The following is a 12,640-nucleotide window of genomic DNA, read 5'->3' on the forward strand; positions in this document are numbered from 1 at the left end:
TGCGAGCCCCGCCACGCCCACCCCCAGGGCGTCTCATCCCCTGGCAGAATCCCTGCCATGAAGATCACGGAGCACATCCAATCCCTGGCCGCCGAGGGCCGGTTGCTGGCGGACGCGGCCCAGGAGGCGGGCACCGGGGCGCCGGTGCCGACCTGTCCGGGCTGGCAGGTCCGCGATCTGCTCAGGCACACCGCGATGGTGCACACCTGGGCCGCCGCCCTCGTGACCGAGGGCCACACCTCCTACGTACCCGGCGACGGCGAGCCGGACCTGGACGGGGCCGAGCTGATCGGCCGGTTCCGCGAGGGGCACCGGCTCCTGGTCGAGGCACTGGACAGCGCCCCGGAGGACGTGGAGTGCTGGACGTTCTTCGCGGCGCCCTCGTCCCTGGCCTTCTGGTCGCGGCGGCAGGCGCACGAGACCACGATCCACCGGGTGGACGCCGAGTCCGCGCGCGGCGGCCCGCTGTCCCCCGTGGCATCCGCCCACGCACTGGACGGCGTCGACGAGTTGCTGCGCGGGTTCCACGCCCGCCCGAAGAGCAGGGTGCGCACCGAGGTGCCGCGCACCCTGCGCGTGCGGGCCACGGACGCCGCGGCGGTGTGGAACGTACAGCTTTCCACCGAGCCCCCGGCGGCGGCGCGCGTGGACGGACCGGCCGCCCGGTCCCGCGTGGACTGCGAGCTGAGCGCCACCGCCGAACAGCTCTACCTCGCGCTCTGGAACCGGCTGCCGCTCACGGATCTCACCGTGACGGGCGACGCGGACCTCGCCCGGCTGTGGCGCGAGAACTCCGCGGTCACCTGGTCCTGAGCCCGCGCGGAGAAGCGGCGGGTGCCCGGCCCCGCCACGTCCGGCGGGGGCGGGTGCGGGGGCCAGCGGGCGGGTTGTCCGGCGGCCACCGTACCTGTGACACTTCGGACATGGGACACCGGAGCCAGGCAGACCGTGATGCCATGACCGTCGAAATCGGCTTCGCCGTCGTGACCGGAGGCCTCCTGGCCGTCGCCGCCTTCATCACGGTCTGTGCGCCCGTCCTGTTTCTGGCACCGCACGGCGACGGGCGGTCCGTGCTCCTCGTGATCGCGGCCGCCGTGGCGGGCCTGGTGTTCATGGGGCGCGTCGTCGATGTGCTCCGGCGGTACGGCCACCGCGACCGGTTCCACGAGGTGGGCAGGCGCGGCCCCGTGCCGCCGGGTCAGCCCAGCCAGCCCGGACGTACGAGCCCCGACTCGTAGGCCATCACCACCAGTTGGGCCCGGTCGCGAGCGCCGAGTTTCACCATGGTGCGGCTGACGTGGGTCTTCGCGGTGAGCGGGCTGACGACGAGCCGGCGGGCGATCTCCTCGTTGGACAGGCCGATGCCGACGAGCGCCATCACCTCCCTCTCCCGGTCGGTCAGTTCGCTCAGCTCCGTCGTGGCCGCGGGTTCCTTGGAGCGGGCGGCGAACTCGGCGATCAGGCGGCGTGTGACCCCCGGGGACAGCAGGGCGTCGCCGCCGACCACCGCCCGGACGGCCCGCAGCAGTTCCTCCGGCTCGGTGTCCTTGACCAGAAAGCCGGAGGCTCCGGAACGGATCGCCTCGAAGACGTACTCGTCGAGTTCGAAGGTGGTGAGCATGACCACCTTCACGCCGTTGAGCGCGCGGTCCGTGGTGATGGCGCGGGTCGCGGCGAGGCCGTCGAGGTGCGGCATCCGGATGTCCATCAGCACGGCGTCCGGCCGCAGTTCGCGCACCAGACGGACGGCCTCCTCGCCGTCCGCCGCCTCCCCCGCCACCTCGATGTCCGGCTGTGCGTCCAGCAGGGCCCTGAACCCCGCACGGACCAACAGCTGGTCATCGGCGAGCAGTACGCGAATCACGGTGTCTCCTTCCGGTACGCCGCCCCGCCGGAACCGGCGGAACCACTGGAGCCGCCAGAACCGCCGGAACCGCCGGAACCGCCGGAACCGCCGGGTGGCATCGGCAGCTCGGCCCGTACCCGGAAGCCGCCGTCGGGACGGGTGCCCGCCTCGATCGTGCCACCCAGCGCCGCCGCCCGCTCCCGCATCCCGGCCAGTCCGTTGCCGCTGCCCCCGGCGTCCGTACCGGTGGCGGGCCCCTCGTCGTCGACACGGAGCCGGATGTGGCCGGGCTCGTAGCCGATCCGGACGTCCGCGGTACGCGAACCGGAGTGCCGCACCACGTTCGTCAGCGCCTCCTGCACGATCCGGAACGCGGCCAGGTCCACCCCGGGCGGCACCGCTCCGCGTACCCCGGCCGTCTCGACGGTGACGGCCAGCCCGGTGCTCGCGGCCTGTTCGACCAGCTCGGGCAGCCGGTCGAGTCCGGGGGCCGGGGCCCGGGGCGCGTCACCGGGCGTACGGAGGGTGTCCAGGACCTGCCGCACCTCGCCGAGCGCCTCCTTGCTGGCGGCCTTGATGGTGGTGAGCGCCGTGCGGGCCTGCTCGGGGTCGGTGTCGAGCAGCGCGAGTCCGACACCGGCCTGGACGTTGATGACGGAGATGCTGTGCGCGAGGACGTCATGGAGCTCACGGGCCATGCGCAGTCGTTCCTCGTCGGCCCGTCGTCGCTCCGCGGCCTCGCGCTCCGCACGCTGGGCGGCCCACTGCTCACGGCGTACCCGCACGAACTCCGCGGCGGCGACGATGGCCACCACCCAGGCCGCCACGCCCGCTTCCTGCCCCCAGGGCGGGGCGGAGTCATCGGCGGGAGGCAGCCAGCGGTAGAGCCAGTGCGCGACCAGGAGGTGGCCCACCCACACCATGCCGACCGCCGACCACGCCGCCTTCCGGTGTCCGGCGACGACGGCACTGAAACAGCCGACAGCCACGGCCAGGAAGACCGGACCGTAGGGGTAGCCGGCCCCGAGGTAGAGCGTTGCGGCGGCAGAGGCCCCGAAGACGGCCAGAACGGGGTACCGGTGACGGAACAGCAGCACCGCGACGGCGGCCAGGAGCAGCAGCCGGGCGAAGAGGTCGAGCGGGGCCTTCTCGTCGACCTGGCCCCGGGCCGCGATGGCCGAACCGGCGATGACGACGACACCGAGCAGGATCGTCGACGGCCAGGGCAGCCGGGCGGACGACCGCCCCCGCGCGCCGGTCAGCCAGCGGGGCGGCTCGCTGTGCCCCCAGAAGCCCCGGGCGCCTCGGGAACCCGCGGCCGTTCCGGGCCGGCCGGCCCCGCCGTGCGCCCCGGACGGTCGCCGCGGCACTCCGCCCTGCTCCCCCGGGGGACCGGCACTTGTCTGTGAGCGCTGCTCTTCCATGCCGGCCACGCTAGACGGCGCAGCACCGCACGGGCGTCCGCCGGGCGTGGCGATCACACGTACTCCCTGCGGAGTACGGCGAACGGCGCCGGCCCGATCCGATCCGGCCTGATCCGGCCTGATCCGGCGCGGTCCGAACGAGTGACCCTAGCTGCGGCCTGTGAGCAGCCCGACCGTCCGGCCCAGCTCGGTGACCGCCTGGCGGAAGAAGATCTCACGGGCCTCCACCACGCGGTTGAACTGGCCGAAGATCTCGAACGACAGCAGTCCGAAGAGCTGCGACCAGGCGGCAACGAGCGGTGCGGCAACCGCTGGGGGCAGATCGGGGGCGAGATCGGCGGCGAGCCGTTCGGCCTCGGGACGGAGCTCGTCGGCAAGGGGCGGCAGCGCCAGCCCCTGTTCGCGGTGCGCCTCCTCGAGTACGGCGATGAGGACGAGACCGACGCGGGACGCGGGGCCGACGGTGGCCTGCGGTGCGGTGTAGCCGGGCACGGGCGAGCCGTAGATCAGGGCGTACTCATGGGGGTGCGCCAAGGCCCAGTCGCGTACGGCGCACGCGACCGCGACCCAGCGGGACAGATGGACGGCGGATCCGGCGGGTCCGGCCCTCCGGGCGACCGCTGTCCGGTGTGCGTGTTCGGCGGCTTCGCCGACGGCGTCGTACGCATCGACGATCAGCGCCGTGAGCAGCTCGTCGCGGCTGGGGAAATAGCGGTACAGCGCCGAGGAGACCATGCCCAGCTCGCGCGCCACCGCGCGCAGCGAGAGCTTCGCCGCCCCCTCGGCGGCAAGCTGTTTCCTCGCCTCGTCCTTGATGGCGGCGGTGACCTCGATACGGGCCCGTTCCCTGGCTCCCCGGATAGCGCTCATGCACGTCAGTCTGCCATGACTTCAGAGCACCGACCAATAACGAGAGCGGTGCTCTTGCTTTTGAGCACTGCATCCGTGCACACTGATCTCAAGCGAGAGCACCGCTCTCCCAAACGTGTGGGGTCCCCATGTCGCAGCCGTACTACCTTCAGGGAAGCCCGTTCGCCATCCGGATGAACAACGTCATCGGCTGGCTGGCGCGGCACGGAGTGAGCCTGCTCGGATCGCAGGAGCTGTCGGTGCGGGGCCGCAAGAGCGGGAAGATGCAGCGCATCCCCGTGAACCCGCACACCCATGAGGGTGCGCAGTACCTCGTCTCGGCGCGGGGGCACTCGCAGTGGGTGCGCAACATGCGGGCCGCCGGCGGCGGCGAGCTGCGGGTCGGCCGCAGGAACCGTGCCTTCACCGCCGTGGAGATCGCGGATGACGAGCACAAGGCACTCGTCATCCGCACCTACCTGGAGCGCTGGGGCTGGGAGGTCAACGAGTACTTCAAGGGCATCACGGCGAAGTCCACGGACGCCGAACTGCTGGCCGCCTGCCCCGACCACCCCGTCTTCCGGATCACCGTCGGGAGCTGACCCGGCCGGACGGGCCGGCCCCGCCCCCGCCGCGGTCGGTCACGGCCGGACCTCCGCAACGCTCCGATCCGGAGGACGGAGCACGGCGGTCCGGAGCACGGCAGTCCGGAAGACTACGAACCGGAGCACCGCGAACCGGAGCGTCGCAATCAGGAGCACTGCGATCCGCGATCCGGCCGGACCTCCCGCGCCGCTGCTCCTCCAACCGTCTCCTAACGGTCCATCGCCGACAGCGCCCGCTGGGCCAGCGGGTGCGATCGGACCAGCTCGGCCAGCGAGGTCGTGCCCCGGGTGATACCCGCGAACGCGTTCCACGCGGGGCGGAAGCCCGTCAGCACCGCGTGCAGCACACCCGGGCGCCGCTCGAAGAGCTTCAGCATGCGCCGTCCCACGCTCATCTCGACGCCGAGTCCGGCCTTGATGGCGAACGCGTAGTTGAGCGCCTGACGGCGGGCGTCCACGGCATCGTGCGACTCCGCGACCCGCACCGCCCACTCACCGGCGAGCCGTCCCGAACGCAGCGCGAACGAGATTCCCTCACGGGTCCACGGCTCCAGCAGACCGGCCGCGTCCCCGCACACGAGCACCCGGCCGCGCGAGAGCGGCGAGTCGTCGCTGCGGCAGCGCGTCAGATGGCCGGAGGAGATCTTCGGTTCGAAGCCGGCCAGACCGAGCCGCGCGATGAAGTCCTCGAGGTAGCGCTTGGTGCCGCCGCCGTCGCCTCGCGCGGAGATCACGCCGACCGTCAGGGTGTCCCCCTTGGGGAAGACCCAGCCGTAACTCCCGGGCATGGGGCCCCAGTCGATCAGCACCCGTCCGGCCCAGTCCTCCGCGACCGTCTGCGGCACGGGGATCTCGGCCTCCAGGCCGAGGTCCACCTGGTCGAGCTTCACCCCGACATGGGCTCCTATACGACCGGCACTTCCGTCCGCGCCCACGACCGCACGGGCCAGGACGGTCTCGCCCCCGGACAGGACGACCGCGACCGTGCGCCGGTCCGGCACCGCGGCGCCATGCTGCTCCACGCGCGACACCGTCGCTCCCGTGCGGAGTTCCGCACCGGCCTTCTGCGCCTCCTCGACCAGACCCGCGTCGAACTCGGGGCGGTTGATGAGGCCGAAGAGCATGCGCTTGGAGCGGCGGGTGCGCGCCAGCCTGCCGTTCAGCGAGAACGTGACCGCGTGGATGCGGTCACGCAGGGGCAGTTCGAATCCGGGCGGCAGCGCATCGCGCGAATACCCGATGATTCCGCCGCCGCACGTCTTGTACCGGGGCAGTTCCGCCTTCTCCAGGAGCAGCACCCGGCGGCCGGCGACCGCCGCCGCGTATGCCGCGGAGGCTCCGGCCGGCCCGGCGCCGACTACGACGACGTCCCACACGGACGACTCTTCGTGCTCATGTCCGGCGTCTGCGTTCTCGCTGCTCACGATGTGCTTCTGCTCCCGATCCGACCAGTGGCCCAAGCTGCTCACGGCATCCTACGGCGCGTTCCGGCCGACCCCTGCTGTGGGAGGATCGGCCGAGTCCCCGTCGTACGCGCAATGCCGCACTCCAGGCGTGCATGTACCCGGATACGTACACATAACGTCGCACCTACGAGGAGCGTGCCCATGACCGGCCGGCCGATTTCCGAGACCGTCGCCTCACTGATGCCCCGCGCCAAGGCGGAGCTGACCGAGCTGGTGGCCTTCCAGTCGGTGGCGGACCCCGCGGTGTTCCCGAAGAGCGAGTGCGAGGCGGCCGCCGCGTGGGTCGCCGACGCGCTGCGCGCCGAGGACTTCCAGGATGTCGCCCTGCTCGACACCCCGGACGGGACCCAGTCCGTCTACGGCTTCCTGCCCGGTCCGGCCGGCGCGCCCACCGTGCTGCTCTACGCCCACTACGACGTGCAGCCGCCGCTCGACGAGTCCGCCTGGATCTCCCCGCCGTTCGAACTGACGGAGCGTGACGGCCGCTGGTTCGGCCGGGGCGCGGCCGACTGCAAGGGCGGCTTCATCATGCACCTCCTCGCGCTGCGCGCCCTCAAGGCGAACGGCGGGGTCCCGGTCTCGGTGAAGGTGATCGCGGAGGGCTCGGAGGAGCAGGGCACCGGGGGTCTGGAGCAGTACGCGCAGGCACACCCCGAGCTGCTCGCCGCCGACACCGTCGTGATCGGTGACACCGGCAACTTCCGGGTCGGTCTGCCGACCGTCACCTCGACGCTGCGCGGGATGACGATGCTGCGGGTGCAGCTCGACACCCTCGAAGGTAACCTGCACTCCGGGCAGTTCGGCGGCGCCGCACCCGACGCGCTGGCAGCGATGATCCAGCTGCTCGCGTCGCTGCGCGCCGAGGACGGCACGACGACCGTAGACGGCCTCACCACGGACGCGACGTGGGACGGCCTGCAGTACCCGGAGGAGGAGTTCCGCAAGGACGCCAAGGTCCTCGACGGGGTCGGGCTGATCAGCACGGGTACGGTCGCCGACCGGATCTGGGCGCGGCCCGCCGTCACCGTCATCGGGATCGACTGCCCCGCGGTGGTCGGCGCGACGCCCTCGGTGCAGGCGAGCGCACGGGCGCAGATCAGCCTGCGGGTGCCGCCGGGCGAGGACGCCGGCGAGGCGACGAAGCTGCTGACCGCGCACCTGCGGGCGCACGCTCCGTGGGGCGCGCGGGTCTCGGTCGAACAGGTCGGCCAGGGACAGCCGTTCCGCGCCGACATCTCGAGCCCGGCGTACACCGCGATGGCGGACGCCATGCGGATCGCCTACCCCGGCCAGGAGATGCAGTCCTCCGGCATGGGCGGCTCGATCCCGCTGTGCAACGCGCTGGCCGAGCTGTACCCCGAGGCGGAGATCCTGCTGATCGGGCTGAGCGAGCCCGAGGCGCAGATCCACGCGGTGAACGAGAGCGTGTCTCCCCAGGAGCTGGAGCGACTGTCGGTCACCGAGGCGCTGTTCCTCCAGAACTACGCCGCGTCGAAGCGCGTCTGAGCGGGCCTCCGGGCCGCTCTACGCGTTGGGCGAAGCTCGCCGAGAGCGTAGATCCGTGCGGCGGACGTCCGCTGCTGCGTACGTTCGCCGCATGGATCTCGTCGAAGTGCTTCCCCAGCTGTACATGTTCCGCTTCCCGATCGGCCAGGCGTACCTATGGTGCGACGGAACGGACCTGACCCTGATCGACGCGGGCGACGTGAACGCCGCGCCGGCCATCGAGGACGCGGTGCGCGGCCTCGGTCATGACCCCGGCCGTATCTCCCGGATCGTCATCACGCACGGCCACCGCGACCACTACGGCGCCGCCCGGGAACTCGCCGACCGCTACGGCGCCGAGATTCTTGCGCACCGGCTCGACGCGCCCGTGATCCGGGGCGAGGAGGAGATCGGCGCGCCGGTGCTGCTCGACTGGGAGCGGCCGCTGTACGAGCACGCGCTGACCGTGCCCGAGGCCCCGCCGACCCGGGTCGACCGCGAGCTGTCCGACGGCTCGACGATCGCCTTCGGCGGCGGGGCGCGGGTGGTTCACTCCCCCGGCCACACCCCGGGCTCCATCGGTATCCATCTCCCCCTGCACGGGGTGCTGTTCACCGGAGACTGCGTGGCCGGGGTGGAGCAGGTGATGCTCGGCGTCTTCAATATCGACCGCGAGCGGGCCGTGGCCTCGTTCCAGCGGCTGGCGGAGCTGGAACCGGCCACGGTCTGCTTCGGGCACGGCGACCCGCTCACCGTCGACGCCGCGGCAGTACTGCGCGCCTCAGCCGACCGGGACGCCGGCCTCCAGATTGAGCACGGCTGACTGTTCTCGGGCGCGCAGGGCCCAGCGCAGCCGTTCGTACCGGGTGGGCGGCAGCAGGGTGGCCGCCTCCGCTTCGGTGACGAACCGCCAGCCGCGCAGTTCATCACCGGGCAGCCGCAGACGTTCGGCCTGCTGACGCGGCAGCAGGCCGCCATCGAAGAGCAGGCGCAGCCCGCCGTATCCGGGTGGCTCCGGCGCCTCCCAGTCGATGACGAGAAGTTTCGGCACCCGATCGAGATGGATCCCGATCTCCTCGGCGACCTCCCTGATCCCGGCCCGCGCCGGGGCCTCGCCCGACTCCACCACGCCTCCGGGGAACTCCCAGCCGGGTTTGTAGGTGGGGTCGACGAGCAGGAACCGGTCGTGTTCGTCGAAGAGCAGCACCCCGGCGGCGACGGTCTCCGCCGTGGGATCGGGCGTCTGCACGATCTCGCAGGCCGGGGCCGTTCCGGTGCGCAGGGCCTCGGCTATGAGCTCGGCGGTCTCGTGCGGGGTGAGCGCACTGTTGTCGATGGTGTGGGCGTCCCCGGTGATCCAGTCGAGCGCCGACCGGTAGGGCGCGATGTGTTCCACCGCCCACTGCCGGACCCGACCGCTGTGCTCCGGATCGTCGGCGAATTCCACTCGGTCGGCGATACGCTGCCGCAGGATCGTTTCCTCCGGTGAGAGCAGCACATGGCGCACCGGAATGCGCCGGGCAGCGAGCCCTCCGAAGATCTCGTCGCGATACTCCTGTCGCAGCAGTGTCATCGGCACCACCAGCACCCCACCGACCTCGGCGAGCAGGGCAGCCGCGGTGTCCACCACAAGACGCCGCCAGATCGGCAGGTCCTGGAAGTCGGTCACCTCGGCGAGCTTCTTCTGGGGCAGCAGACATCGCAGCCCCGCGCCGGTCAGTTCCGGTTCGTAGAAGGTGCTGTTCGGGATCAGATCGATCAGTTCGCGCGCGGCGCTTGTCTTGCCCGAGCTGAACGCACCGTTGATCCAGACGACAATCACTGGTACTCCAAGATGGGAAGGCCGCTGAACAGCGGCGAAGCCGGATTCGCAGGGGCAGCTGGGAGAGGTACCGAAAATGAGGGTGCCCACGGCCCGGCTCCCGCCACCTCCTTCTCCCAGACTCCCTGGAAATGCCCATCCCTGAGATACCCAACTATCCACTCTTCCATGGGCGCTCCCCCACCCGGCAAGGCCCATTCCTCATCCGTCCCACCACGCAACCGCGGCATCACGTCTCCCTGACTATGTCAGTGATCTCGGAGACTTCCGGTGCGCCGGCATGATCAGCCGGCACACTCGGGGCTACCCCCAGGACCGATGTAGCTACTGAGGCGCGCCCTGTCACTCCACCCCCGTCCGGCGAGCAAGCCCCTTCTCTGACCGTGCGAATTACGCGGGCGAGCAACCAGCAACCCGGGGCGGGAACGACAGCGATGTGCGTGAGAGACCGGCTGGGAACTGTGGTGCGATGGGACTTCGCTGGCCGGCCCTCGCGTGACGGAAGCCCCGGGCTCTCGTCGACCCACGAGGGCGTGTCCGCAACTTGGTGACGAGGTCGAAGCCCTGCCCCCGGTAGACGTGCTTGGCAACACTGCCTCGTGGCTGACCGGACTGCGATCGGCCCATCCGATCGAGGCGCACTTCGGGCCGCTGCGGCAGTTCACCCCGGCGAACTCCAACCACCCCAACCACACCGTCCAGACCCGGGCCCTGCACGCCTGTCTACGCTGGCGCAACATCAACGCCCGTCTCCCCGACGTCCTGGCCGCCCAACGCAAGGAACGCGCCCGCATTCGCAGCGGGAAAGGCATCCGCTGGGGCGGTCTGCCGTTCTCCTCGGTAGCAGCCTGACCATCGAGTTCGGTGATTGTTTCCGCTCACGGCTCCAGGCCGGCGCGGACGAGCCGGAATGCAGCCACAGGGTCCGTGGCACGGGTGACGGCCCGGCCCACGACAATATGTGACGCACCTGCGGCAATGGCCGCACGCGGTGTGCCGGTCCGGGCGTGCTCACCTGGGGACTCACCAGGAAGCGCGACTCCCGGCGTGACGATCAGGGTGCCGGCTCCCAGCGCACGACGCAGTGGCCCGGCTTCCTGCGGCGATGCGATCACGCCATGGCAACCAGCACCTTCCGCCAGGCGTGCCAGCCGCAGCACCTGTTCCTCGGTCGAGGCTGAGCCGGTGACTCCGATGTCAGCGAGATCGGAACTCGTCATACTGGTGACGACGGTCAAAGCCAGCACGCGAAGACGTGGAAAGTCGCGGGCCGCATCGACAGCGGCGGACATGATGCCGGTGCCGCCCATGCTGTGGACGGTCACCATGGAGACACCCAGAGCACCAGCGGCACGGACCGCACCGGCCACAGAGTTCGGGATCTCGAAGAGCTTCAGGTCCAGGAAGACCTCCTTGCCCTTGGCCACAAGGTGCTCGATCAGATCCGGCCCGGCCGCCGTGAGCAGCTCCATCCCGACCTTGTAGAAACAGCACTCCTCGCCCAGCCGGTCGACGACTTCGTCAACCGCTCGGCGATTGTCAAAGTCCAAAGCAACGATGATCTGACTGTTTCGATCCACGGCGTCATTGTCACCCACGTGGCATTGAGGGCGTCAGCGGCCTGCACCGCAGCCGCCCGCCCTCACCAGTAATCCTGGCCGTCCAACCCGGTGAACCTTTGCGGCCGGAGCACTACATGCCGCCAGTAGCCCTCGCGCGTTCCTGATCTTCTGACGGCATCGGCCGTGCATGGTGCGGTCGTTCACGTCGTCTTGAGAGCGGCTCGTGCCCTCGGGGCGTGCAGCGGGTTGAAGTGCGGGTTGATCGCCAGGGCCTTGGTGAGGTCGTCGTGGGCTGCGGTGGTATTGCCCAGGGACAGCTGGATCATCCCGTGGTGGTAGCGGAACAGGGCGTTGCGGGTACCCAGGGCGAGCGCCTTGTCCGATGCGGCCAGGGCTTCCTTGTCCTGGCCGTTGACGTGCAGGGCCCAGGCGAGGGCGTCCTGGGAGTCGAGGAAGGGCCGGCTCTTCACGCTCTTTCGCGCGAGGCTGAGGGCCTTCTCGTGGTCTCCGTGGTCGGCTTCGAACAGGGCGGCGTCGGAGTCGGGTGTGACGCCGTTGGCCGCGAAGAGTTTCTGTTCGGCGCGGAGGATCTCGTACTGCTGGTCTGCTTCCTTCGAGCGGCCGAGTGACTGGTACAACTCACCGAGTTGGAGCACGTATTCGGGTAGCGGCAGGCTTTGTCCAGCCCGGGTGAGGTCGGCGATGGCCTCGGTGTTCTGTCCGAGGGCGGCCTCGGCCCTGGCTTTGATCTGGAGCAGGGGGGCGTCGCCGGGGACGGCGTGCAGGCCCTGTTCGGCGTTGGTGAGTGCCTGACGTGGATCGCCGTTGTTGAATGCCATTTCGCTGAGGTAGTAGTGGGCGAATGCCTGGTCGGCCGGGCTGCCGGCGCTCTGCAGGGCGCGCTGCATGTCGGTGCGCGCGGTGGTGGTGTCGCCCCGTAGTTCCGCGGCGTAGGAGGCGCGGGCCAGTGAGGGTGTGCCGGGTTTGAGGTCGACCATCCTCTGCACGGCGTCGGCGGCATCGGAGTAGCGGCCCAGCTGCGTGTAGGCGTCGGCGAGCGTCCCGTAGAGGGTGGCGTTGTACGGGTTGACGGCGACGGCTCGCTCGGCCCAGTCAAGCCCTTGGGAGAAGTTGTGCCGGGCCGCTTCGAGTGCGGCCATGCCGCCCATCGCGGCGAAGTTGTCCGCGCTCTCCAGAGCCAGTGAGCGCTTGAGGACTTCTTCCGCCTTGGAGTAGTACGTCGGGTCGGCGGTGATCTTCGCCTGCTGGACGTAGTTCAGGCCGAGGGTGCCGAGCGCGACGGGATCACGCGGGTTGCGTCGTGCGCGGTCCTGAAGTGTGGCGATGTCGGCAGCCAGTGGGTCGGCGCCCGTGCCGGGGCCGCGTCCCGTGTGGGCTTGAGGTGTGCTCGGGGCGCTCTGCGATGCGTGCCACGGGGCCAGTCCCAGTCCGCCTGCGAGGAAGAGAGCCGCGGCGAGAACGGTGGCCACGGCGGCGGACAGCACGATGCGTCGGTACGTGGGAAGTCGGCGGAGTTGCATGGTCTGTTCCCGCTCTGGAGGGTGTGGTCGAGCACGGTGG

The 12,640-nt window shown here is 70.7% G+C and carries 12 protein-coding genes and 1 pseudogene; 6 read left to right on the forward strand and 7 right to left on the reverse strand.

Annotated elements, in window-relative coordinates; all coding sequences use genetic code 11:
• Window positions 1-57 precede the first annotated feature (57 nt).
• Both OG782_RS02865 and OG782_RS02870 read left to right on the forward strand, forming a co-directional pair.
• A complete protein-coding gene (locus OG782_RS02865) occupies window positions 58-813 on the forward strand; it encodes a maleylpyruvate isomerase family mycothiol-dependent enzyme (protein WP_406447806.1) in 756 nt (251 codons plus the stop codon).
• A gap of 143 nt (window positions 814-956) precedes the next feature.
• On the forward strand, window positions 957-1,238 hold the full coding sequence (locus OG782_RS02870) for a DUF6332 family protein (RefSeq protein ID WP_406447807.1): 282 nt from the start codon (window positions 957-959) through the stop codon (window positions 1,236-1,238).
• Here the strand turns inward: OG782_RS02870 and OG782_RS02875 are convergent.
• The 3 genes from OG782_RS02875 to OG782_RS02885 all read right to left on the reverse strand — a co-directional run bounded on the left by OG782_RS02875 (window position 1,199) and on the right by OG782_RS02885 (window position 4,140).
• The gene (locus tag OG782_RS02875) at window positions 1,199-1,864 is read right to left on the reverse strand and encodes a response regulator (RefSeq protein WP_406447808.1); all 666 of its coding nucleotides are present in this window, start codon (window positions 1,862-1,864) and stop codon (window positions 1,199-1,201) included. The genes OG782_RS02870 and OG782_RS02875 overlap by 40 nt on opposite strands.
• Window positions 1,861-3,270, reverse strand: a complete 1,410-nt coding sequence (locus OG782_RS02880) for a sensor histidine kinase (protein WP_406447809.1) — start codon at window positions 3,268-3,270, stop codon at window positions 1,861-1,863. Before OG782_RS02880 ends, OG782_RS02875 begins: the two co-directional genes overlap by 4 nt.
• 147 nt (window positions 3,271-3,417) lie before the next feature.
• Complete coding sequence (locus tag OG782_RS02885) at window positions 3,418-4,140, reverse strand: TetR/AcrR family transcriptional regulator (RefSeq protein WP_406447810.1); 723 nt, start codon at window positions 4,138-4,140, stop codon at window positions 3,418-3,420.
• Between the two features lie 128 nt (window positions 4,141-4,268).
• Here OG782_RS02885 and OG782_RS02890 point away from each other — a divergent pair, with 128 nt between their 5' ends.
• Window positions 4,269-4,721 carry a nitroreductase family deazaflavin-dependent oxidoreductase gene (locus OG782_RS02890; RefSeq protein ID WP_406447811.1) on the forward strand — a complete coding sequence of 151 codons (453 nt, stop codon included), beginning with the start codon at window positions 4,269-4,271 and terminating at the stop codon, window positions 4,719-4,721.
• 212 nt (window positions 4,722-4,933) lie between these two features.
• Here OG782_RS02890 and OG782_RS02895 read toward each other — a convergent pair whose 3' ends face one another.
• Window positions 4,934-6,148, reverse strand: a complete 1,215-nt coding sequence (locus OG782_RS02895; RefSeq protein WP_406447812.1) for a geranylgeranyl reductase family protein — start codon at window positions 6,146-6,148, stop codon at window positions 4,934-4,936.
• A 183-nt stretch (window positions 6,149-6,331) separates the two neighbouring features.
• Between OG782_RS02895 and OG782_RS02900 the strand changes: the two genes are divergently transcribed.
• Window positions 6,332-7,696: a dipeptidase gene (locus OG782_RS02900; protein WP_406447813.1), complete on the forward strand. Its 1,365-nt coding sequence runs from the start codon at window positions 6,332-6,334 to the stop codon at window positions 7,694-7,696.
• A gap of 91 nt (window positions 7,697-7,787) precedes the next feature.
• The gene (locus tag OG782_RS02905) at window positions 7,788-8,498 is read left to right on the forward strand and encodes an MBL fold metallo-hydrolase (protein WP_406447814.1); all 711 of its coding nucleotides are present in this window, start codon (window positions 7,788-7,790) and stop codon (window positions 8,496-8,498) included.
• Here the strand turns inward: OG782_RS02905 and OG782_RS02910 are convergent.
• Window positions 8,457-9,494 (reverse strand): NUDIX domain-containing protein, encoded by a 1,038-nt coding sequence (locus OG782_RS02910; RefSeq protein ID WP_406458806.1) that lies wholly within the window; start codon window positions 9,492-9,494, stop codon window positions 8,457-8,459. The two genes, OG782_RS02905 and OG782_RS02910, sit on opposite strands and share 42 nt — an antisense overlap.
• 624 nt (window positions 9,495-10,118) lie before the next feature.
• Here OG782_RS02910 and OG782_RS02915 point away from each other — a divergent pair.
• Window positions 10,119-10,349, forward strand: a pseudogene (locus OG782_RS02915) (IS630 family transposase); the annotation flags it as partial.
• 26 nt (window positions 10,350-10,375) lie between these two features.
• Here OG782_RS02915 and pyrF read toward each other — a convergent pair.
• Window positions 10,376-11,077, reverse strand: a complete 702-nt coding sequence (gene pyrF / locus OG782_RS02920; protein ID WP_406447815.1) for an orotidine-5'-phosphate decarboxylase — start codon at window positions 11,075-11,077, stop codon at window positions 10,376-10,378.
• Between the two features lie 182 nt (window positions 11,078-11,259).
• Window positions 11,260-12,600, reverse strand: a complete 1,341-nt coding sequence (locus OG782_RS02925) for a tetratricopeptide repeat protein (RefSeq protein WP_406447816.1) — start codon at window positions 12,598-12,600, stop codon at window positions 11,260-11,262.
• Window positions 12,601-12,640 lie beyond the last annotated feature (40 nt).

Source organism: Streptomyces sp. NBC_00876 (assembly GCF_045207435.1).
Classification (GTDB): domain Bacteria; phylum Actinomycetota; class Actinomycetes; order Streptomycetales; family Streptomycetaceae; genus Streptomyces.

What these genes read in the sequence shown, in the direction of transcription:
- OG782_RS02900 (WP_406447813.1), top strand. Translation starts at nt 6,332, where the DNA reads ATGACCGGCCGGCCGATTTCCGAGACCGTCGCCTCACTGATGCCCCGC.
- OG782_RS02905 (WP_406447814.1), top strand. Translation starts at nt 7,788, where the DNA reads ATGGATCTCGTCGAAGTGCTTCCCCAGCTGTACATGTTCCGCTTCCCG.
- OG782_RS02865 (WP_406447806.1), top strand. Translation starts at nt 58, where the DNA reads ATGAAGATCACGGAGCACATCCAATCCCTGGCCGCCGAGGGCCGGTTG.
- OG782_RS02870 (WP_406447807.1), top strand. Translation starts at nt 957, where the DNA reads ATGACCGTCGAAATCGGCTTCGCCGTCGTGACCGGAGGCCTCCTGGCC.
- OG782_RS02885 (WP_406447810.1), bottom strand. Translation starts at nt 4,140, where the DNA reads ATGAGCGCTATCCGGGGAGCCAGGGAACGGGCCCGTATCGAGGTCACC.
- OG782_RS02890 (WP_406447811.1), top strand. Translation starts at nt 4,269, where the DNA reads ATGTCGCAGCCGTACTACCTTCAGGGAAGCCCGTTCGCCATCCGGATG.
- OG782_RS02925 (WP_406447816.1), bottom strand. Translation starts at nt 12,600, where the DNA reads ATGCAACTCCGCCGACTTCCCACGTACCGACGCATCGTGCTGTCCGCC.
- OG782_RS02880 (WP_406447809.1), bottom strand. Translation starts at nt 3,270, where the DNA reads ATGGAAGAGCAGCGCTCACAGACAAGTGCCGGTCCCCCGGGGGAGCAG.